Annotated in this window: 16 protein-coding genes and 1 riboswitch; of the genes, 6 read left to right on the top strand and 10 right to left on the bottom strand. The window is 49.1% G+C overall.

Annotated elements, in window-relative coordinates:
- Positions 1–67: 67 nt before the first annotated feature.
- From mukB to cmoM, 4 genes are read right to left on the bottom strand one after another with little or no spacing between them, the layout of a single operon-like run.
- Positions 68–4,528, bottom strand: coding sequence for a chromosome partition protein MukB (mukB, locus tag DYA43_RS05790; protein WP_061057205.1), 4,461 nt, complete (start codon positions 4,526–4,528; stop codon positions 68–70).
- Between the two features lie 2 nt (positions 4,529–4,530).
- Entirely contained in the window at positions 4,531–5,262 is a 732-nt protein-coding gene (gene mukE / locus DYA43_RS05785; protein WP_020330241.1) for a chromosome partition protein MukE, read from the bottom strand.
- Positions 5,243–6,580, bottom strand: coding sequence for a chromosome partition protein MukF (gene mukF, locus DYA43_RS05780; RefSeq protein ID WP_020330240.1), 1,338 nt, complete (start codon positions 6,578–6,580; stop codon positions 5,243–5,245). The genes mukE and mukF overlap by 20 nt, the downstream gene beginning before the upstream one ends.
- A gap of 11 nt (positions 6,581–6,591) precedes the next feature.
- Positions 6,592–7,374, bottom strand: coding sequence for a tRNA uridine 5-oxyacetic acid(34) methyltransferase CmoM (gene cmoM / locus DYA43_RS05775; RefSeq protein WP_061057204.1), 783 nt, complete (start codon positions 7,372–7,374; stop codon positions 6,592–6,594).
- A 114-nt stretch (positions 7,375–7,488) separates the two neighbouring features.
- Between cmoM and elyC the strand changes: the two genes are divergently transcribed.
- Positions 7,489–8,298: an envelope biogenesis factor ElyC gene (gene elyC, locus DYA43_RS05770; RefSeq protein ID WP_024374256.1), complete on the top strand. Its 810-nt coding sequence runs from the start codon at positions 7,489–7,491 to the stop codon at positions 8,296–8,298.
- Positions 8,299–8,363: 65 nt separating this feature from the next.
- On the opposite strand, the gene torR is transcribed toward elyC, so the two are convergent.
- On the bottom strand, positions 8,364–9,071 hold the full coding sequence (gene torR, locus DYA43_RS05765) for a two-component system response regulator TorR (protein ID WP_020330237.1): 708 nt from the start codon (positions 9,069–9,071) through the stop codon (positions 8,364–8,366).
- A gap of 222 nt (positions 9,072–9,293) precedes the next feature.
- Here torR and torD point away from each other — a divergent pair, with 222 nt between their 5' ends.
- The 5 genes from torD (at position 9,294) to DYA43_RS05740 (ending at position 13,316) form a co-directional block, all read left to right on the top strand.
- Positions 9,294–9,941 (top strand): molecular chaperone TorD, encoded by a 648-nt coding sequence (torD, locus tag DYA43_RS05760; protein WP_020428710.1) that lies wholly within the window; start codon positions 9,294–9,296, stop codon positions 9,939–9,941.
- Between the two features lie 275 nt (positions 9,942–10,216).
- Entirely contained in the window at positions 10,217–11,227 is a 1,011-nt protein-coding gene (gene purR, locus DYA43_RS05755; RefSeq protein ID WP_020330234.1) for an HTH-type transcriptional repressor PurR, read from the top strand.
- A gap of 159 nt (positions 11,228–11,386) precedes the next feature.
- Positions 11,387–11,471, top strand: a riboswitch (cyclic di-GMP riboswitch).
- A 117-nt stretch (positions 11,472–11,588) separates the two neighbouring features.
- Entirely contained in the window at positions 11,589–12,179 is a 591-nt protein-coding gene (locus DYA43_RS05750; RefSeq protein ID WP_020330233.1) for a TfoX/Sxy family DNA transformation protein, read from the top strand.
- Between the two features lie 127 nt (positions 12,180–12,306).
- Complete coding sequence (locus DYA43_RS05745) at positions 12,307–12,996, top strand: TVP38/TMEM64 family protein (protein ID WP_020330232.1); 690 nt, start codon at positions 12,307–12,309, stop codon at positions 12,994–12,996.
- Positions 12,993–13,316 (top strand): putative signal transducing protein, encoded by a 324-nt coding sequence (locus tag DYA43_RS05740; protein ID WP_020330231.1) that lies wholly within the window; start codon positions 12,993–12,995, stop codon positions 13,314–13,316. The genes DYA43_RS05745 and DYA43_RS05740 overlap by 4 nt, the downstream gene beginning before the upstream one ends.
- Here the strand turns inward: DYA43_RS05740 and DYA43_RS05735 are convergent.
- From DYA43_RS05735 to topA, 5 genes are all read right to left on the bottom strand, one after another.
- A complete protein-coding gene (locus DYA43_RS05735) occupies positions 13,313–14,113 on the bottom strand; it encodes an alpha/beta fold hydrolase (RefSeq protein WP_020428713.1) in 801 nt (266 codons plus the stop codon). The genes DYA43_RS05740 and DYA43_RS05735 overlap by 4 nt on opposite strands.
- A gap of 144 nt (positions 14,114–14,257) precedes the next feature.
- Positions 14,258–15,712 carry a glycogen synthase GlgA gene (gene glgA, locus DYA43_RS05730; RefSeq protein ID WP_024374258.1) on the bottom strand — a complete coding sequence of 485 codons (1,455 nt, stop codon included), beginning with the start codon at positions 15,710–15,712 and terminating at the stop codon, positions 14,258–14,260.
- Between the two features lies 1 nt (position 15,713).
- Positions 15,714–16,931 carry a glucose-1-phosphate adenylyltransferase gene (glgC, locus tag DYA43_RS05725; protein ID WP_020428715.1) on the bottom strand — a complete coding sequence of 406 codons (1,218 nt, stop codon included), beginning with the start codon at positions 16,929–16,931 and terminating at the stop codon, positions 15,714–15,716.
- A gap of 349 nt (positions 16,932–17,280) precedes the next feature.
- A complete protein-coding gene (locus DYA43_RS05720) occupies positions 17,281–18,978 on the bottom strand; it encodes a GGDEF domain-containing protein (RefSeq protein ID WP_081094761.1) in 1,698 nt (565 codons plus the stop codon).
- A 174-nt stretch (positions 18,979–19,152) separates the two neighbouring features.
- Positions 19,153–21,786, bottom strand: a complete 2,634-nt coding sequence (gene topA, locus DYA43_RS05715; protein WP_020330226.1) for a type I DNA topoisomerase — start codon at positions 21,784–21,786, stop codon at positions 19,153–19,155.
- Positions 21,787–21,878: the final 92 nt, after the last annotated feature.

Here is a 21,878-nt window from a genome sequence, read left to right as displayed (position 1 = left end):
AGGCATAAAAAAACGCCTTCACAAGGAAGGCGCTTTATCACAGGTTCAGGGTCAACCGGTTCGAATGTTAGCTTAGCTCTTCAGCCAATAATTGCTCATCCGTTTTAGGCTTATCAGTCTGACCAAAGCCACGCAGACCCACGACGTGTACGTGCTCGTGATCTTTGAACACTTTACGCACCAGTTTGTAAGTGGTGCCTTTTTCCGGGCTGATGTTCTCTGGTGCCGCAATCAAAAGCTGCATATCCAGACGTTCACACAGCTCGAACAACGTGGCGATGGATTTGGCATCCAGACGCGCAGCTTCATCGAGGAACAACAGACGACATGGCATGATGTCTTTACTACGCAGACGGCGGGATTCTTCTTCCCAGCTCTGCACCACCATCAGCAGAATCGACTGACCCGTACCGATCGCTTCACCTGTCGACAGTGCGCCTGATTCCGCTTGCAGCCAACCGTCTGAGCCACGGTTCACTTCCACACTCAGTTCCAGGTAGTTGCGGTAATCCAGCAGCTCTTCACCGAGTACTTGCGGCGAACGCTGCCCCATGTCGATGTGTGGGTTCACGCGTTGGAACAGTTTTGCCATCGCTTCTGAGAAGGTGTAGCGCGCAGTTTCGAACAAGTCTTTATGCTGAGCTTGATGCTCAGACAGGCTAGCCAGCAGAATCTCATGGCTTTCACGCACTTTGACATTCAAGCGCACGCCTTTCACCTGACCAAAAGCGATGTTCGACAAGCCTTGGTTCAACATGCGAATGCGGTTCTGCTCGCGCTGAATGGTTTTACGAATGATGCTCGCCACTGAATCAGAACTGATCGCCAAGCGGTTTTCACGTTGTGTCAGCTCTTCCGTCAGACGCGCCAGTTCCACTTCCATCTCTTCAATCGCTTCAACCGGATCGTCGGTACGAATGATGTCTTGGCGGATACGTTCACGCAGGTGCTGATACACTGCGATATAGAACAGTACTTTGCGCTCTGGGCGCGAGTTATCTTCAGACTGGCGCAGCGAATCACGCAGATCTTCGTTGTTTGCCACTGCAAGACGCAGCGCACCCAAGGATTTGTCCGACATGGAACGCAGTTCATCGGCCGACAAATACGCCAGTTCACGTTTGTGCAGGCGACGTTCGACATCGTTTTCACGCGCCAGACGCAGTACCGAGCACCAACCCGCTTTCGCATTGACGACAAACGTGCGCAGATCTTTATAGTCTTTCTCGACTTTCTTCATGCGCTTCGCCAGCGCTTTCATTTCCAGCTCTGTCGAAGTGATGGTGCGCTCGTATTCGCTCTTACGACCGCGAGACGCATGCAAACGCTCTTGCAATTCATCACGGCGACGTTGAGCACGCTCCAGCGCGCCTTCGTCCGCATGAACACCAAAATCTTGCAGCTCTTGTTTGAACTCTTGAACCGTTTCCAGTTTCGCTTGGTGAGAACTCTTCAACGATGCCAATACCTGATTGTACTGGTTCATCTGCGCCTGAGCTTGTTTGAGCTCTTCACGGCTGCGGTTACGCAGGTTTTCTGCCTGCACCAGCTTCGCTTTGAGCTGTTCGCTCAGTTCACTGCTCTGGCTCAACAGATCGACAGAATCGGAATACGCGAAGTGGTGACGACGCTCAACCAGATCCGACAAGGCAAAGATCTGTTTCTTAAGTTGCTGCAGCGCGATATCCGCTTGCTGGTATTGCGCTTCCAGCGCATCAAACTGCTCTGGATCGGCTTCCAATGCGGACGCAATTTTTTCCAGCTGTTCAATCGCTTTACCGTGCGCTGCCAAGAACGATTTGGCTTCTGACAGTTGTGCAATCTTGGCTTCAATCTCGTCAAAGCGAGCCTGAAGCGAATCGTCTTCAAGCAGCAGCATGTTTGGCGCGATCTTATCCAGCGAAGAAATCGCCTGCTTACTCAGTTGCAGTTGGCTGCGCTGTTGCTGCTCCTGACCGTCCAGTTCGGCCAGCGTGCGGCTGAGCTGGTTGCGTTTATCGCGGACTTGTTGCAGTGCTTGTTCTGGATCGGCGTCAAACGCGACTTGCAGATGCTGCGCCACAAACTGGTTAAAGTTGCTGTACAAGCGTTGCAGTTTTTGTGAATCGAATGCCGCTTTCGCGTGCTCTTCAACCACTTCTTCGCGTTCATTGCGCAGCAGTTCCAGACGCTGTTCACGCGCTGCGCGGCCAAACAGTGGGATTTTCGGAAAACGCGAATAGCGCATCTGGCGATCATTAAGCTGAACGCACACCGCCCCTTCCAACTCTTCGGCATTGATGGAGCTGTCATCGAACGCGTCGATGTCGCCTTCGATCAGGTACAAGTCTTCCGGACAGTCGTCCAGTTCAACCAACTTCTCTTTGATGCCAGACAGATCCGATACCACAATCGCATGACGTGCCGGACCGTACATCGCACTGAAGTAAGGCGCATCGTCGATGGTAATGTCATCGTAGATTTCCGACAGCAAAACGCCGCCCAGTGTATCCGCCAGACCTTTCAGACGCGGGTCGTTTGAACCACCCGGAGAAGCCAGACGCTCAATCTCACCTTCCAATTTTGCTCGGCGTTCAGCCAGCTTATCTTTGGCGATTGACTGCGCTTTCTCTTCTTCCAGCACCTGCTGCATTTGCGACATCACGGACTGGCTGTCGGCCAGCTCTGCGCCACTTTGCTCACGCAGCACTTCCAGTGCGTCGTTGGCTTTGATCCACGCGGGCGCAATGGCTTCCAGACGCGCGATTTCCGCCTGATAATCCTGCTCACTACGGCGTTGCTGACTGCGTTTTTCACGCAGCTCTTCCTGGCTCATTTCCAGACTTTCAATCAACGCTTCGTGGCGCTCACGCTCTTGCTCCAGCGTGATGTCATCTGCCAGCGTAACCTGATGCTGTTTCTGGTAGCTGTCAGCCAGCTGGCGCACGTTGCGTTGCTGCTCGATGCGACGTTCCAGATCGCGCTGCTGCGCGTACCATTGGTGTTCGTTTTGCGTAATTTGCTCTGCATCGCGCGCCTGACGAATCAGTTGCTGTGCTTTGTTGGCGGCATCGCTGCGCTCAACATCACCCAGCACACTTTTCACCAACGCAAACGCGTTATCGAACTGCTCGGCAGCCGCGGAGGACATGTCCAGTTTGTGTTTCAGTGCCAGCAGTTCAGAAGTGCGTTCGTCCTGCTGATCTTTAAGCTGCGCGACCAAAGCTTGCGCACTGTCAGCGCTGATGGTGTCATCGCCCAACAGTTGCTGCGCTTTTGTAAGCGCGTTCAGAGCCTGTTGGTATTGCAGTGCGCGAGTTTGCTGCACGTCGAGTGCTTGCTGATAATCGGCCAACTGCGTTTTCAGGCTGTCGACTTCTTCTTCCGCTATCGTCGCCTGCTCTTCAGTCATTATCACGCGCTCTTGCGCTTCTTCGACGACCATCATCTGCTCTTCGAGACGAACACTCAGCTCTTCCAAATCATCTTGGTAGCGTTCAATCTTCTCCTGCTGACGCAGTGCATTCTGCACCAGTTGCAGGTGGTCAGACGCGCCTTGGTAATCCTGCTCCAGCGCCGCTTCTGTCTCAACCAGCATTTCCAGCTCTTCGTGAACACGGTTCAGTAAGCTGTTTTGCTCAATCAAGGTTTCACGCGCGCTGAACAGCTCACTGCGCAGCGCCAGCGTTTGACCCATTTTATTGCGACGATCGTTGGCGTGACGCATGTAGTCCGCCGCCACGTAGTTGGTCGATTCGGTGATCAAATGTTTGAACAGATCACGGTCAGCCTGAGTGGTTTTGATCGCTTCCAGCGTCATGCGGTTTTCACGCAGCGCCGATTCCATATCCTGGAACGCTTTCTTCACGCCGCCATTTTGTGGCAGCAGGTAGTCACGCAATGAACGGGTGATGGCACTAGAGATACCGCCGTACAACGACGCTTCGATCAGGCGGTAGAATTTTGAGCGGTCGCTGCTGTTGCGCAGTTTCTTCGGAATGACACCGAATTCAAACATTTGGTTGTGGTAATCCACGATGGACGGAAACGCTTTAAAGTGCGCCCCTTCGATGGCTGCCACAGAATCTTTAACTTCGTTGATTTGACGTACGCGCGCATGTTTATCCGAGACGCTTTCAATCAACACATCGGTTGGTTTGATGTGGCTTGGCAAGCCCTGAATCACAAACGGTTTGATGTCGACTTTTTTGTCACGGCCAGCCACTTGCTGCAGCTTCACCACAAACAGCAAACGCTGCTTACGCGAGTTGACCACATCCAGCGCGGCATAACATGCGCCCGGCTGTAGCTTACCGTACAGGCCTTTATCGCGTGATGCCTGCGAGCTGCCCGCTTCCGTCGTGTTACGGAAATGCAGTAACGTTTGGTCCGGGATCAGCGCGGTAATAAACGCAGCCATCGTGGTCGATTTACCAGCGCCGTTACCACCAGAAAGCGTAGTCACCAAATTATCGATATCAAAAGTACGCGCAAAGAAGCCGTTCCAATTGATCATGGTCAGCGATTGATATTTACCTCTTTCAATCATGCTCATGCTTCACCTTCCAGCTCTGTTTGCTCGTCATAATCGTGTTGTTCTGTGTCTTCATCGTTGTCGAGCAGGCTTTGCTGACTTGGCTCCTGAGTATGCACCACGGCTTCACCATCGCGGATCAAACGCAGTTGCGCTTCACGCATATCGTCACCCACACGCACATCGGCACCAAAACGGAAAACCGCTTCAGTAATGCGGAATTTTGCGGTTTCACCAATGTTGATGATCATGCCAAGGCGGCGCAGACGGCGCAGCGAAGTCCGCACTTTTTCAAACAGCTTCTCTTTGTCGAGGTCTGAACCATTGGCACGGTTCGTCACCAGCTTCATCAGTTTTTTCTCGTCCGACAGGGTCAGCAGCTCGTCGTACAGTTCCTGATTAGTAAAAATACCTTCATGCGCCAGACGTTCCGGGCTCAGGTAAAGGAAACACAGCACTTTGCCCACCAGCATGTCGAGTTCCGACAGTACACTGCGGTTTATGAGGGACGTCGAGCGCGGACGCAGATAGAAGAAACCTTCCGGTGCACGCACCAGTTCCGTGTTGTAACGCTGATAAAACAGAGCCAGTTCTGGCTCAAAATCAGACAAAAATGCATGGTTGTCCATGTCGTCGCTCGAGATATGACGACCTGCGCGCAGCAGGCTATCGAGCGCCGGGAAAAGCGGGTTTACAATCGCTTTGGCCAGATTCTCTGGCATGTATTCATTAATATCGGTCGATGACATTTGCTTGTACCTTTGCGCCAAAATCGTTAATCGCTTGCCAGTCTGGCTGAATGGCTCGGTAATCCGAGTCTGAGTAACCCAGACGCACGGCCTGGTCGACAACGATTCGGGCTAAATCGAAATGATGAGTTCGCGGATGGGTCGCGAGGTAATCACGCAGCACGCTGCCAAGGTCTATCGGTTGACCTTGGTCTTTATGCACTTTCAGCATGTTACCGATGCGCTCTGCCAACTCATCATTGACCTGTTTAAATTCCTCGTACTCGACTTCGGCCGGAACATGACCGGTAACTTCATCATCACGCAGCACCAATGCTTCATCACGCAAATCGCTCAGACGTTCTGCATCGGCGTACGTCAGATACCAGGGTTGGTCGAAGTAATCGTTCACCGATTGACGCAGACGCTGGCTGAAAGCGCGGTTCTGGTCCATATCGATGGCGGTACGAATGAATTTGTGTACGTGACGGTCGTAGCCAATCCACAGGTCAATAGCCTGTTGGCCCCAACTGGTAATGCGGTCAAGCTTCATCTGCAACGCAAACAGCGTCTCTTCAATGAATTCCAGTTCCGCATCACCGTACACAATTTCCTGAATATCGAGAATTTGAGTCTGCAACTCATCACCCGCTGCCTGCAAGGTATCCTGCAGTTCACGCAGCGTCGAAGAGGTCTCAGAAAGCAGAGCTTCACAGTTGTTGATCGCATCGCGCCAGTCTTTGTTCAGCAGCTCTGCAATTTGCTGCTTCACCGACTGTTGCTGTTCGTCCATCACACGTTGGTTGAGGTCGATGCGGTCAAAAATTTCGCTCACAGAGTATTTCAGCACGCCATAAACGTTCTTTTTCCAGTGGCCTGGGGTTCCGCCCTGCTGAGCAGATTCCACGGCTTTGGCCATTTCATCCGCCACCATGGATAGCTGAATAGAAAGTTTAAGCTTGGAAAACTCACGGTGGCGCACGTAGTAGTCGGTAATGCCGACTGCCAGTGGCGATAATCGGTAAATACTAGCACCGTCCGTGACTTCGCTGGTGAAGCGGCTAATCAAGCGTTGCTTCACCAGTTCGTTAATCGCGTTATTAGCACGGAATGCAGACGCTTCACCCGTGTCTTCAAACATTCGAGTCACGATGATAAATGCATCGTGCAACTCTCCTTCACCTAGCTCTTCGTCGAACCGTTCGTTGCTCAGCACCGCGATAGCGATAAGAAACGCGAGTCGCTCAGTCGTCAGGTTCAATGAGAAATCATGCTGCTTGACCCAGCTGACCAATTCATCGATTGGCTGCTCTGCAGCGTTCTGAGTTAACTCACTCATTGTTATTCCTGTTATTGTTTCTTCTTGGCCCATACGTGAATGTATCGGCCTAATGAGAGGTACGGCTCTTGGCGACAGAATTTTTGTTCTAAAGCCAGTACATCTTCATATTGGTATTCGCCCATATTTTTCATGTTACCAATGTAATCACTGAAACAACGAATACCTGACTTACCACAAATTTCAAACCCGGCGTCTTCTATCCATTGATAAACATCCGTCGGAATTAAGCCTTTCTGCGGTTGAAGTTTAAAACGTTTACGGTGAGGCATGCCTTCCAGAACGTGAGGAATGTTACCGCAAACCGCATTCTTATAAACCAGACCGTGATAGTTATAGAACATCACCGACACCATACCGCCCGGGCGAACTTGCGCCAGCAAGTTATCCAGCGCGGATCTCGGATCCGCCAACCATTCCATTACGGCGTGGAACATGACAATATCCACCGGGTCTGACAGGTGGTCCTGAATGGACTGGACCGGTGAATGAACCAAGCGATACTGCTCAAGCAGACCGTGATTTGCAATATCCTTTTCTGCCAGCTGCAACATTTCAGAAGACAGATCACACAGGGTGACACGGTGCCCTAGCTTGGCCAGTTTTTGTGACATTTGGGCCAGACCGCCGCCTGCATCTAAAACGTGCAAAGGCTTGCTTGCTTCGCCAAAATGCGATAGCAATTGCAGTAAATCTTCCCAAACAATGACTTGGCGGATTTCGCCTTTGTCAGAACCGTATATATTTTTTGCAAATTTGTGGGCAATATCGTCGAAATTGCGATCTTCTGTCACAGTGGCTTGAGTTATGATAATCAATCGTGCTGCTATTCTGTCATAGGAATGGCAGGAATAAAGAGGCTTTAGCCCTTTTTATTGTCAAGTGCTGTTTTTTCGGACTATTTGTTTATGTTTGAGCTGAAAAAAATTGTTTCCTCTTTACTGATGCCACTTCCGGCGTTGTTGATTATTGGATTTGTGGGCCTGATGCTGATCATGTTCACCGCCAAACGCAAAACCGGATGTCTTGTTGTTTTATTTTCTCTGTTTGGCATTTTCTTAATTTCATTCCAGCCTGTGTCCAGTCGTCTCTTGATGCCTTTAGAGCGTCAGTATACAGCCTTCCTGCCGGTTGACGGCACGATTGATTACGTGATGGTGCTGGGTAACGGGCATGTCGTCGACGACCAAATTCCACCGACATCGGAACTGAGTCGCGCGGCATTAATGCGTCTGACCGAGGGTATCCGCATTATGCGTTTGTATCCGGGTTCGAAACTGATCCTGTCAGGTTACGCAGGTGGTAGTGAGTTCAGTCATGCCCGCATGCTGGCTCGAGTCGCGCTGGCGCTGGGCGTTGCGAAATCCGATATCATTTTGCTGGAAACAGCAAAAGATACCTGGGAAGAAGCACGTCAGGCCGCGGCATTCGTGCAGCAACGTAAACTGGTGCTGGTGACGTCAGCCAGTCACATGCAACGCGCGTTAAATGAGTTCCACTCTGCGGGCTTACAGCCTATTCCAGCCCCGACCAACTTTCTGGCTCAAACCAATATCAGTCAGCCTTGGGATAAATACACCCCCAAAGCGCTGTATTTGGAGCAGACAGAACGTTACTGGTACGAAAGTATGGGCTTGATTTGGCAGTCACTGCGTGACTGGGTAGCCGGCCATGAACAGACCGCGCCAATCAATAACGCCGAAACTACGTTGCAGTAAACACTGCATGGGAAGAAACAAAAAAAGACCCGCTGAAGCGGGTCTTTTTCTTTCTGCGTCAACGCTTAATCACCTGCAAACATGTAACCTTCACCATGCACAGTCACAAAGATCTGCGGGTTCTTTGGATCAAACTCCATCTTGGCACGCATACGACGAATCAACACATCGATGGTGCGATCATTCGGCGCATCGACCCGATGACTGATCATATTGAGAATACGCTCGCGGCTGAGCACCTGATTAGGGTACGCCGACAAAGCAACCAACAGCTCATACTCCGCCTTCGTTAAACGCACAGGTTCGCCATTACGAGTTAATGAACGGCGCTGGATATCAAACGTCCATTCGCCAAAACGCACGAGCTTGTCGTCGTCCGGCTCGAGTTCGTGATTGCAGTGGCAAGCAGTGGAAATACGCCACAATAAATTTTTCACGCGAACCAACAGCTCACGTAGTTCAAGCGGTTTGGTGACATAATCGTCAGCACCCATTTCGAGGCCAATAATTCTGTCGATGCTATCCGTGCGTCCAGTAACCAGAATGATTCCAATATCTGATTGCCCGCGAAGTTCTCGCGTCAGTAACAAACCATCTTCACCTGGCAAGTTGATGTCCAGCATCACCAGGTCAATGTCATGTTCACTGAGCGCCTGACGCATCTCTACCCCATTTTCAGCCTCTGTTACCTGATAACCCTCTTTCTGAAAGTAACCAGCCAGCTTACTGCGGGTAACGATGTCGTCTTCAACAACTAGTATGTGATAGCTCATTGACACCACTTTATGCTCATTCGAAATACTCCGTAATTCTATTCATAAACAGTCATAATTCTAGTCTCCAATCCAAAAACCTCAGGGTTTATTGATTCAAAGCAATCTCTGAGCAAGCTATTAATTTGCTGACGTATTTGTTCATATTTTTTCATGGTTTGCGTTATTGCTATTCATGTTTATTGTTTAGACTTATAGGGAGAAAGTATCCGGAGTCTAACCATGCAAGAAGTAAAAGCATTTAACGAAAAGCGCGCCGAAATTTATTGGTGGTTGTCGAGTTTGTTCAGTAAAGAGCTCAGTGATAAAGAGATCGAGCAATATCATTCACCCGAAATTCGTGCCTTTCTGACTGGCTTGAGTGAAAACGCCGGACTGAAAGCGGCGGTGACGCATCTGGTGGAAGCACTGAACCGCTTGCTCGACCGTGACGATGCCCGCCTTGAATTGGCGGCCGACTTTTGCGACCTGTTTTTAAAGTCAGACAAGGATTCAGCCCTGCCCTACGCCTCCGTTTACCTTGGTAAAACAGGCCTGTTGAACGATACTCCGGCACAAGAAATGGCTGACTTGATGAAACAGCACGGCGTTGCGATTCACGACTCACTGAACGAACCAGCTGATCATTTGGCTGTCGAGTTGGATTTCTTGGGACATATGATTATTCGGTCCAACGAACTGGAAAAACAGTCACATATGGAACAAGCCTTTTCTGAACAGGCCGAATTTATCCAATCTCATCTCTTGAGTTGGGTACCAACTTTCGCGACCCGTTGCCAGTCGCTTGATCAATTTGGTTTTTACGCCGCAGTCAGCGAGCTTCTGGTCGCCTTCCTGCAACTTGATCAGGCTTATTTGACTGACGAATAGTTCGCTATCATGCTCACAAATTGAAGAATATCGCGCGAACTTTGTGACGATCATTTGATCTCATCCGATGAATTTCGTTGCGAGTTCACGCGTTGCGGACTACTATATTGCCCGCAAACGATAAAATATGAATTTAAGATGCAAACCGCTGTTTTCGAGCGGTTTTTGTGTTTTTACTACTTTTAGGCTTCACTTGCAGTACAAGCCTAACCGCTGCTGAATCTGATAGCACGACGCATTTTGTTGCGCTCAGCAGTCATCGACAGGACAAACCTATGGCTACGATTAAAGACGTTGCACGCCTGGCTGGCGTTTCAACAACAACCGTATCTCACGTAATTAATAAAACTCGATTTGTTGCAGAAGCCACACAAGAAAAAGTGATGGATGCTGTTAAAGAGCTGAACTATGCACCGAGCGCTGTAGCTCGAAGCCTAAAGTGCAACACCACACGAACAATTGGTATGTTGGTCACTCAGTCCACCAACCTCTTCTTCTCCGAAGTGATCGATGGTGTGGAAAGCTACTGTTACCGTCAGGGTTACACGCTGATCCTGTGTAACACCGGTGGTATTTACGAAAAGCAACGCGACTACATCCGCATGCTGGCGGAAAAGCGCGTAGACGGTATTTTGGTTATGTGTTCTGACCTGACCGAAGAACTGCTGGAAATGTTGGAAAGCCATTCTGACATTCCTAAGGTGATCATGGATTGGGGTCCAGAGACCTCTCAGGCTGATAAGATCATCGATAACTCCGAAGAAGGGGGTTATCTGGCTACTAAATACCTGACTGACCGCGGTCATACTGATATCGCTTGCCTGAGTGGCCATTTCGTTAAAGCCGCCTGTCAGGAACGTATTGCTGGTTTCCGCCGTGCGATGGCAGAAGCAAACCTGCCTGTCCGCGAAGACTGGATTCTGGAAGGTAACTTCGAGTGTGACACCGCCGTACTGGCCGCAGATAAAATCATCGCCATGGACAAACGTCCAACCGCTGTATTCTGTTTTAACGATACAATGGCGCTTGGCTTAATGAGCCGCCTGCAACAACGTGGGATTCGTGTTCCGGAAGATATGTCGGTTATCGGTTATGACAACATTGAGCTGGCAGAGTATTTCTCTCCACCGCTAACCACTATCCACCAACCTAAACGTCGTGTGGGTAAAAACGCATTCGAAATATTACTCGAACGAATCAAAGATAAAGAGCACGATCGCCGTATCTTCGAGATGCATCCGGAGATTGTAGAGCGCGACACAGTAAAAGACTTGACAAAACAATAACTTTGCAGAAAATCAACATGTCTGAATTGTCTATTTAGATTCAAAATCAATGAATCAAGTTGCAATGGTTGGACATATATATTTGAATAACATCACATTTGCACAAGGTAAATGTGATGTTTATCCAAATTTTTGATTATCCTTTTTTTGAAGGAAATGTCACGCACAGGGCAAACCATCTGAAAAGGTGGGACGCAAAGCCTCCGGCCTAAACCCAATTCGGGTAGGTAGCGGGGTTACCGATGGCAAAAATGCATACACTAAGAAGTTGACTCCTAACTGACATACTCTCTGCATTCTTTTGCTATTTTCTCGGACCTGACTTTGGTGGCGTATTAATTAATACACCGAGACTTACAGCATGGATAAACCAATACTAAAAGATTCAATGCGGCTCTTTGAGCAATTTGGACGCGTTAAATCTCGTTCAATGTTTGGTGGCTTTGGGATTTTTGTTGATGACACAATGTTCGCATTGGTGGTTAACGACAGACTTCACATTCGCGCCGACGATGCTTCAACAGCCAAGTTCAAACAACAAGGCTACGAGCCTTATGTTTATAAAAAGCGCGGATTTCCCGTTGTAACCAAGTATTTCGCTTTGCCGGAAGACTGTTGGTTAGACACCGCAAAAATTCTGGAAGACGCGAAAGCGGCATTAGCAGTGGCCAAAGATGAGCGTGAGACTCAAGCCCAAGCGAAGCCGGATCGTCTTAAAGATCTCCCTAACCTGCGCCTTGCAACCGAACGAATGCTGAAAAAAGCCGGCATCGAAACGGTGGAAGATCTGCAGGAGAAAGGTGCCGTAGAAGCTTACAAAGCCGTTAGACAATCACATTCTTCAGATGTCGGCTTGGAGCTTCTGTGGGCACTTGAAGGCGCCATTGAGGGCAAGCACTGGTCAGTTATCCCTCAAACGCGTCGCGACGAGTTGTTACAGCGTTTGTCGTAAACCTTTTTGAGAGCAACTTCATTAAAAGCATCCGTTCACGGATGCTTTTTTCTTTGGGTGAAAGAAAATATCGCTTTTCCCTGTCTGGTTACGTATACCTTAGATAACCGTATAACGAGAAACATCGATGAGTAAGAAGTTAGTTCTAGGCTTAATTTTGCTGGCCGTGATCATTGGATTAGGGCTCACGTTCAGTCAATACCTCACTCTGGACAATGCCAAAGCTCAGCAAGCGCTGTTGTCGGACTATATCGCCGAACATTTGCTTGCTGCTGCCCTGATTTACTTTGTCAGCTACGTCTTGATTACGGCGTTCTCGATACCCGGCGCAGCCGTTGTCACATTGCTTGGAGCAGCATTGTTCGGCTTTTGGCTCAGTCTTTTGCTTGTCTCTTTCGCCAGTACCATCGGTGCAACACTAGCCTTTCTGAGCAGCCGTTATCTGCTTCGAGACTGGGTTCAACAACGATTTGGTGACAAATTGAACGCAATCAACCAAGGCGTTGAGCGTGATGGCGCGTTTTATTTGCTGTCATTACGGCTGATCCCTGTATTCCCGTTCTTTCTGATAAACCTCTTGATGGGCCTAAGTCCCATTAACGTTGCCCGCTACTATTGGGTCAGCCAGTTGGGTATGCTGCCTGGCACTGCGGTGTATCTAAACGCCGGCACACAACTGGCACAAATTGATTCATTATCCGGCATTGTCTCGCCATCGGTGTTGCTGTCATTCGCCTTACTTGGGGTGTTTCCACTGCTCATGAAATGGGTGATGAACCGGCTGGTCAGACGCTCTGCCAACACGGTACAACGATGAAAATATTCATAGCCGCCAATCCGACGGAAGCACACTTGCTGTGCGAACTGCTAAAACAAGCCAATATTGCCTGTGAGGTGCGTGGAGAAGGTTTGTTTGGTCTGCGCGGTGAGTTGCCGATGAATGATGAAACTGCGCCTTACATCTGGTTGTATGACGTGACTCAGCATGAGCGGGCGCAAGCTATCATTGAAGATTATCAAAGCCCGTCCAGCAGTTCCCGTTCAACACCATGGCAGTGTGCACATTGTGGTGAGCTTAATGAACGTCAGTTTGCCGTATGCTGGAATTGCGGAAAAGCCGATGACTTGGCAGATTAAGAGCGAATCTGCTGCTGAATAAACTCAATAGACACCTGATTAAAGACATCGGGCTGCTCTACGTTGCAGACGTGGCCACAATCAGGAATTTCATGCAGTTCACTCTGCTGGTGAGCAGCGACCATTTCTTTGACCGGTTGGATAAACATGTAGTCCCGCTCGCCCATCAGATACAGCGTCGGGATTGCCAGCTCACGCTCCTTGAAGTAACGCATCAACGGATTCACTTCCGCTGTCAGGGTATACCAGCGTTTGAATTCTTTCTGGCACAATTTACGCGCTTCATGGATAAAAAGATGGCGGGACTCTTTCTGACTGCGTTGTGGCATCACAATATAGGCAAATAGGCGATACAGCCACATGTAAGGGATAAAGTGCTGACTGAAATGGCCAAGTTTCACTAATACCTGTGAGCGGATGTTAAGCCGAGTAATCGCTCCACCAAGCACCATCGAGCGTACGCGCCCGGCAGATATCTCAGCCACATTCCGCACAATAATGGTACCCAGCGACATACCCACAAAATGAGCCGAGTGAATTTTCAGGTGATCGAGAACCCGCAACACATCCTGAGTAACCGACTGAAACGTATAACGTTTGGACATCAAGCCTTTAATCAGCTCACCGGATTTACCGTGCCCGCGCAGGTCAATAAGTAATAAGTTGAAATGCTGTTTATAGGCTTTGATTTGTTTGAACCAAATCGACGAACTGCCACCTGCACCATGCACAAAGACCACCCACTCCTGACTGGTAGGATGTACGAAGGTTTTGTGAAACAGCAGACTGTCAGACATGAATACCACTGAGCTAGGAGTTGATAACGTGGCAAAGACTACCACAAAGCCAGACGCGAATAGCACTCTAGTTGTAAAAATCTGTTTGGTGGATCGTTTACGTCGCTAAAAAAACGGAGCGCTTATGCGCCCCGTTGTATCGAATCAATCAAATATCGCCAGTCGGTACATTTTGATGTAATCCAGCGCCGATTCTCGCCAACTGAAATCTCTCTGCATCGCTCTCTGCTGCACTTTTAGCATTTCATCCGGGTGTTGCAGATAAAACAGCAACGCACGTTGCATGGTGATAAGCAGCGCTTCTGGAGACGGTTCCTGGAAGCCAAAACCAGTGGCTTCGTTCGGGTACTTATCGTAATCCAGCACCGTATCTTTTAACCCACCGACTTCACGCACAATCGGCAAGGTGCCATAGGCCATGCTGTAGATTTGGTTCAGACCACATGCTTCGAACTCGGATGGCATCAGGAAAAAATCGGAGCCTGCTTCAACTAAGTGCGCAAAGCGATTGCTATAGGCCTCAACAAAGGCAAATTTGTCCGAGTGCGCTGCAGCAATCTTATGCAGTTTCGCGGCAACTTCGGGTTCACCTGTTCCTACAATGACCAGTTGCACGTCGTTGCGTAGGAAATGTTCCAAGATAGGTAAAATGTAGTGGAAGCCTTTCTGGTGAGTCAGGCGGCACACCATGCCAAACAGAGGAATGTCGCGTTTCGGCAGTTGCAATTCTTCCTGCAGCAGCGCTTTACTCGCCGCCTTGCCCTGTTTTAGCGAAACCGCTTCATCACTGTATGTTTTGGGTAGGTAACTGTCTGTTTTCGGGTTCCACTCGGTATAGTCACAACCGTTAATAATGCCATGCAGATCTCTGGCGCGTCGGACAAAATCATCCACCAAACCGTGAGAACCCAGTGGCGTTAACAGCTCCGATGCATAGTTCGGGCTGACCGCATTAATTTTGTCGGCGAAAGCAATCCCCGCACGAAGCATGCTGATGTGGTCATGCCCGTATTGCAAAAACTCCATACCAGACAGATTCAGTTCCGGAATCACTTCCAGTTGATGGTAGGAGAATATGCCTTTAAACATCGCGTTATGAATCGTAATAACGCTCTTTACACCGTCAAAGTAGTGGTCTTCACGGTAGCGGGTTTTGAGCAAAAATGGCACCAATCCCGTGTGCCAATCGTTGGCGTGAATAATATCGGGTTTGATATTGAGTTTTGGTAACACATCCAGACAGGCGGCGGAAAAGAAACCAAAACGTTCGCCATTATCGGGATAAGCCTGATTGCTTTCCGCATACAGCTCAGGACGGTCAAAATACGGGTCGCAGTCGATGAGATAGACAGGCACTCCATCCAGTTCGCGCTGACGAACCTGGTAACGAATATGAGGCCAGTGAGTCAGTTCCGTTTCCAGAATCACAGGAGCAGAATTTTTATCTGCGATGGAGCGATAACCAGGCAGCACAAGCGCTACCTGATGACCAAGTTCTACCAGAGCTTTTGGCAGTGCCTTGGCTACATCCGCCAAGCCACCACTTTTAACCAGTCCTTCAGCTTCTGAAACGACAAACCAAACATTAAGATGATCAATGTTAGAATCCAACTTTTGTTCCTTTTGCTATGACAACAATTCCCTCGTCGGATACATGGAAGCGTTGTCTATCTAGTTCTAAATCTTCGCCAATAATCGTACCCGGAGCGATTTCAACATTTTTGTCGATAATTGCGCGCTTTATTGTGCATCCTGCACCAATTTTCACATCACCCAAGATAACAGATTCGCTTATCAAAGAGCCAGCAGCAATATTGCTGCGAAATCCCAGAATTGATTTATAAATTTTAGCACCTTGAATGTAGCTACCACCGGAAACCAAGCTGTCGGTTATCGTCACTTTTTTATCGCCGACATCAATAAATGTTGCTGGCGGCAATGGCGGATAGTAAGTGTGCAAAGGCCAACTGCGGTTGTACAACGAGAATGGCGGCTCTTTTTCCAGCAAGTCCATGTGGGCAGCCCAGTAAGACTCGATCGTACCGACATCGCGCCAATAGGTAGACTCCTTCTCGCCTTTGATTTTATTGGTTGAGAAGTCATACACATACACGCCACCTTGCGGGAACATCTTCGGAATGATGTCTTTACCAAAGTCGTGGCTGGAGTTTTCTAAAGCGGCATCCTCACGCAATTCTTCACACAGCGTTTCCGTTTCGAAAATGTAGTTGCCCATCGACACCAGCGCCCACTCAGGATCGCCCGGAATCGCTTTAGGATTTTTCGGCTTTTCTTCAAAACCGACCATACGACCTTCATCGTCCACTTCGATCACGCCGAATTGAGATGCTTGCGACAAGGGCATACGCAACGCGGATACCGTCAGGCGTGCTTCCTTGCGACGGTGATAATCCAGCATCTGGCGAATATCCATTTTGTAAATATGGTCAGAACCAAAGATACAGACTTGATCTGCTTCTGAAATTTCGACAAATCTCAGGTTTTGATAGATGGCATCCGCAGTGCCTTCATACCAACGCTTACCATCACGCATCTGCGCTGGAATACAGTCGATAAAACGGTCACGGATACTGGAGACATTCCACCCTTTCTTCATATGAAGATAGAGCGACTGGGATTTAAATTGGGTTAATACGTAAATGCGCATCAAATCAGCATTCACAAAGTTGTTCAGTGCAAAGTCTATCAACCGATAGCTACCACCAAACGGGACCGCAGGTTTGGTTCTGGACTCCGTCAACGGCATCAGCCTAGAACCTTCACCGCCAGCCAAGATCATTCCTAATACACCAGTCATTGTTATTCTCCATTATTGTCATATATCCGTTCGCCACATTGAGGGATGGGGGGATGGCGACACGTTCCTTTCTCACTGACCGCAACTGCTAGCAGCAAGCACAATGTCATACTCAAAATGCAATCAGTTGGTTATTACTTTATCCAAACACACAGGGAATACAATTTCAGAATAAGTATTCTCTAATAGAAATGCCTGTTACGTTGCTAACTCCTAATCCCGCTCACAGATTAGGGGCTTCTTAATACATAAAACCTAACAATTCCTTCACCCTTTTGGCTTAAAGTGACGAAAATTCCATCAGCATTGTAGTAACGAAATGTGACAGAAGGAGGCAGAGTGAGAAAATTTATGCGACATCCGTATCACACGCTTGCCAGATGTGAATATTCTGCTTTGGGTCTTGCTTAGCAAAGTAGAGTGCGCCGTCCGCCCGCGCCAGCGCTTCTTTAATATCAGTATCTTCTGCCACTAAAGTGGCGCCGATTGAAAGGGAAATTAACAGCACTTGGTTCTGACCAGTCAGTTGAAGTGGTTGCTCACACTGCTGAGATAATCGCTCAGCCAGCGCGCGCAGGCTCTGTTCACTATCGTTACGAACCAGAATAAGGAATTCGTTTTCTCCCCAACGACATGCGGCGTCATATTCGCGAATGCTGAGTTGGATGGAATGCGCGACGTGGCGTAACACTTCCTCAACGCCTTTGCTGCCTAACGATGCCTGTAACGTCTGGTAATGACTAACATCAACCCACACTAAGCCAAACGCGCCCTGCTCTCGACGAGCCCGGGCTGATTCAGCGCGCAGCTCCGCTTCCATCCCTCGCTTATTGAGCAGCAAAGTCAACGGATCAGAAGTAGAAAGCTGATCCAATACCGAAGTACGCTCTGCAACCTGATATTCCACTTGTCTGCCCGCCTCGAGTATCGCTTGGGAGTACTGCTCAGCTGACGTCATCAATTGGCCTATTTCCGTATTGGGTTTATCAACGAAGTGAAGCGCTTGTGACGACCGACGTTGCCAGAATCGCTGCATAGCGCTATTTAGCTCGGCAAGCGGGCGATTAACCAAACGCTCGTTGCTAAGACAGACCAGGAAGCAAAAGCTCCAGACGACGCCAATAAAGAGCCAATAGAACGGATAAAGCCGCTGCAACGCCGGAAATTGGCTCGAGTTTATAACGTTGATTTGATGCCAGTCCAAATCGGCAATGTAATTAAGAGCCACTAACGCAGCAGGTTGTTGGTAATGCAGCAACAGCGATGAAGGCTCCTGGCCATCGCGTTGCTTCTCCATCACCTGCCTCATCTGCGCTATCGACTCGCGGTTCATGCCAGTCGCCAACAACACTCTCTGGAAGTTATTGAACCGATTACTTATTTGAGTACGCTCTTGGTTGTGGCGAATCGAATTTTGATTATCCACCCACAACGTGGTTACTCCGTTGACGTTTTTCTCAGGGCTCATGCCTGTTAACGTAGCCAGATTAGTTTGCGTTTCAACAAATCCCACGGGCTGCTTGCCTGCTTGTATCACGCTTCGCACACGAAGCAACGTGGTATCAGACTCGATATTTGTTATCAAATGAGCGGATGCAGGTTCATTCTGTCCGGCAAGCAGATACGGGCGATCCTGAGCTTCCAGCGGCGCAAGTGAGGCGTGGTGAAAAGAGACGTTTTGCACCAATGGGAAGGTAGTAGAGGTCACCATGCTGGCGTCGAGTACCAGATGCAGACGAGTTTCCGTCATTGTGGAGCGATACCGAGTCAACAGTTGAGAAACATGCTGCTGGAGTGCCTGATTCGCGCTGTCCTTTGCCCACATCATCAATGCAGGTTCCTGAGACAACTGACGCACGGAACGTACTTGTTCGAGAACTGGAGCCAGTTCCTTTTGGCTGTCATAGCGAGCAAGCAGAGTCGCAGTTTGCGCCAGAATATCGGCTTCAACCTGCTTAAGAATATAATGCGCAGCCCAAACACCCGCCGCACTCACTAACAGTGCAAGCAGCATGTTCATCGAACAAATGCGCATCCTTAGTTTCATACCCAGCCATTCATGCTAATTGATGATTCATACAGACAGCTGCTGGCACTTTCTCAAAAAATTAAAATGAAAAATATCACTTAAAAGTTGTGATTTTTTGATACGGAGAACTAGATCAAAGTTTTTGGGATATAAAAAAGGCAGCCCTGAGGCTGCCTTTAACAATTGAATTATCTATTTCGCGTTTTTGCGCTTGTCAGTGATATCCCACTTACCATCGTTGTAAAGCGCGGTCCAGCCTGATGGTTTGCCATCCGTTTCGGTACGCACGTAATGCTCTTTACTCTTACGGCTAAAACGAACCACCGCCTTCAGGCCATCTGGGTCCTGAGATGGGGCTTCGGCCAGATATTGATACTTCTCTGGCAGGCGATCACGGTACTTGGCTAGCTCTTCCACGAGTGGCGCACGAGTCTCGCGCGATTTAGGAAAATTGCTGGCCGCGAAGAACAGACCTGATGCACCATCACGCAGAACAAAGTACGCATCCGAGTTTTCACATGGCAGTTCAGGGAAGTGGACCGGATCTTCTTTAGGAGGTGCAACTTCACCGTTTTTCAGGATCTTACGCGTGTTCTTACAAGATTCACTGGTACAGTCCATGTATTTACCAAAGCGACCGTTTTTCAGCACCATGTCTGAACCACACTTGTCACACTCGACAACCGGGCCATCATAGCCTTTCACTTTGAATTCGCCTTGTTCAACGATATAGCCGTCACAGTTAGGGTTGTTACCACACACGTGTAGCTTACGCTTATCGTCAATCAGGTACGCATCCATCGCGGTCTCACAGATAGGACAACGCTTCTTAGCACGCAGAGCCGCTGTTTCAACATCCTCTTCCAGAACGTTGATGATGCCTTCTTCATCACCCAGGTTGATAGTAGTTTTACAACGCTCTTTTGGCGGCAAAGCGTAACCGGAACAGCCCAGGAAAACACCCGTTGACGCAGTACGAATGCCCATTGGTCGTGAACAAGTCGGACACAGAATGTTGGTCATCACGATGTGGTTTGGTTTCATACCACCGTGCTCTTCATCTTGTTCTGCCTGCTCCAGGTTCTGACTGAAATCTTCAAAGAAGTTATCCAGTACACCTTTCCAGCTGGTTTCACCTTCCGCAATCTGGTCCAGTTTCTGCTCCATGCGTGCGGTAAAATCGTAGTTCATCAGATCTTCAAAGCTGTCATCAAGACGGTCGGTTACGATCTCGCCCATTTTTTCAGCATAGAAACGGCGCTGATCCACTTTCACGTAGCCACGGTCTTGAATGGTCGAGATGATCGACGCGTAAGTCGAAGGGCGCCCAATACCACGCTTCTCCAACTCTTTAACCAGTGCCGCTTCAGTAAAACGAGCTGGCGGCTTGGTGAAGTGTTGTTTTGGATCGAGTTTTTCGAGTGACAGCGTCTCGCCAACTTTAACGGCTGGAAGAATCTGATCTTCATTTTTACCCAGAGGGCGTTGAACTCGCGTCCAGCCATCAAACTTCAGAATACGGCCTTTCGCTTTCAGCGTGTATTCTGCAGCTTTCACGCTCACTGTGGTTGAATCGTATTGAGCTGGTGTCATCTGACAGGCAACAAACTGGTTCCAAATCAGAGCGTACAGTTTGTGGGCATCCGCTTCCATACCTTCCAGATCATCAGCCTTAATCGCGACATCTGAAGGACGGATCGCTTCGTGCGCTTCCTGAGCCCCTTCTTTGCTACCGTACACGTTTGGTTTACCTGGCAGATAAGCTTCGCCAAATTCGCTGGTGATGTACTGACGAACCGCATCAACCGCTTCCGAACTCAGGTTGGTTGAGTCGGTACGCATATAGGTGATGTAACCCGCTTCATACAAACGTTGCGCGAGCATCATAGTCTTTTTCACGCCGTAACCAAGGCGGGTACTCGCCGCTTGTTGCAGTGTAGAAGTAATAAATGGTGCCGATGGTTTGCTGCTGGTTGGCTTGTCTTCGCGTTTGCACACTTCATAAGCCGCTTTTTGCAGCACCGACATCGCCGCATTCGCTTCCGTTTCGTTGGAAGGTTTGAATGCGACGCCATCTTTTTGTGCCACCAGCAGGCGGAAATCGTCTTTACCCGGCGTTTTGGTGTCTGCGTGGATGTCCCAGAACTCTTCTGGCACAAACGCTTTGATTTCGCGCTCGCGCTCAACCAGCAATTTCACGGCCACAGACTGAACACGCCCTGCCGAAAGGCCACGTGCTACTTTTTTCCACAGCAGCGGAGACACCATGAAGCCCACAACGCGGTCCATAAAACGACGCGCCTGCTGAGCGTTCACACCATCCATATTCAGCTCACCAGGATGCTGGAAAGCCTGTTGGATAGCGTTTTTGGTAATTTCGTTAAACACAACACGTTTATATCGCTCTTCATCGCCACCGATGATCTCACGAAGGTGCCAAGCGATAGCCTCTCCCTCGCGGTCCAAATCGGTTGCGAGATAAACGCTGTCTGCGTCTTTCGCTAATTTCTGTAGTTCGGCAACAACCTTCTCTTTACCCGGTAGGATTTGATAATTCGCTTCCCAGCCATGATAAGGGTCGACACCCATTTTCTTGATCAGTGCGGCTTGGTCTTTCTCTTTCTTTAAGCGCGCTTTCTCTTCTGCGCTCAAATTTTTAGTCGACGTAGCGGCCGCTTTCTTGGTTGGTGTAGTACTGCTCTGACCAGCAGTAGGCAGATCGCGGACATGACCGACACTAGACTTCACAATAAAGTCTTTGCCAAGATATTTATTGATTGTTTTGGCCTTGGCTGGCGACTCCACTATAACGAGTGATTTACCCATAATTTGATTCAAATGTCCTTAATCACTATGCGAACAGTCGATCGCATTGACGTTCTAAAATATTGCTTCTTTTTTTACTATCGAGCCGAACA

Origin of the sequence: Vibrio fluvialis (assembly GCF_900460245.1) — a bacterium.
Classification (GTDB): domain Bacteria; phylum Pseudomonadota; class Gammaproteobacteria; order Enterobacterales; family Vibrionaceae; genus Vibrio; species Vibrio fluvialis.
This window is presented reverse-complemented; position numbering and strand designations above follow the sequence as displayed.

What these genes read in the sequence shown, in the direction of transcription:
- DYA43_RS05720 (WP_081094761.1), bottom strand. Translation starts at nt 18,978, where the DNA reads ATGAAACTAAGGATGCGCATTTGTTCGATGAACATGCTGCTTGCACTG.
- mukE (WP_020330241.1), bottom strand. Translation starts at nt 5,262, where the DNA reads ATGTCATCGACCGATATTAATGAATACATGCCAGAGAATCTGGCCAAA.
- mukF (WP_020330240.1), bottom strand. Translation starts at nt 6,580, where the DNA reads ATGAGTGAGTTAACTCAGAACGCTGCAGAGCAGCCAATCGATGAATTG.
- torR (WP_020330237.1), bottom strand. Translation starts at nt 9,071, where the DNA reads ATGAGCTATCACATACTAGTTGTTGAAGACGACATCGTTACCCGCAGT.
- DYA43_RS05735 (WP_020428713.1), bottom strand. Translation starts at nt 14,113, where the DNA reads ATGTCTGACAGTCTGCTGTTTCACAAAACCTTCGTACATCCTACCAGT.
- topA (WP_020330226.1), bottom strand. Translation starts at nt 21,786, where the DNA reads ATGGGTAAATCACTCGTTATAGTGGAGTCGCCAGCCAAGGCCAAAACA.
- elyC (WP_024374256.1), top strand. Translation starts at nt 7,489, where the DNA reads ATGTTTGAGCTGAAAAAAATTGTTTCCTCTTTACTGATGCCACTTCCG.
- torD (WP_020428710.1), top strand. Translation starts at nt 9,294, where the DNA reads ATGCAAGAAGTAAAAGCATTTAACGAAAAGCGCGCCGAAATTTATTGG.
- mukB (WP_061057205.1), bottom strand. Translation starts at nt 4,528, where the DNA reads ATGATTGAAAGAGGTAAATATCAATCGCTGACCATGATCAATTGGAAC.
- DYA43_RS05740 (WP_020330231.1), top strand. Translation starts at nt 12,993, where the DNA reads ATGAAAATATTCATAGCCGCCAATCCGACGGAAGCACACTTGCTGTGC.
- purR (WP_020330234.1), top strand. Translation starts at nt 10,217, where the DNA reads ATGGCTACGATTAAAGACGTTGCACGCCTGGCTGGCGTTTCAACAACA.
- glgC (WP_020428715.1), bottom strand. Translation starts at nt 16,931, where the DNA reads ATGACTGGTGTATTAGGAATGATCTTGGCTGGCGGTGAAGGTTCTAGG.
- DYA43_RS05745 (WP_020330232.1), top strand. Translation starts at nt 12,307, where the DNA reads ATGAGTAAGAAGTTAGTTCTAGGCTTAATTTTGCTGGCCGTGATCATT.
- DYA43_RS05750 (WP_020330233.1), top strand. Translation starts at nt 11,589, where the DNA reads ATGGATAAACCAATACTAAAAGATTCAATGCGGCTCTTTGAGCAATTT.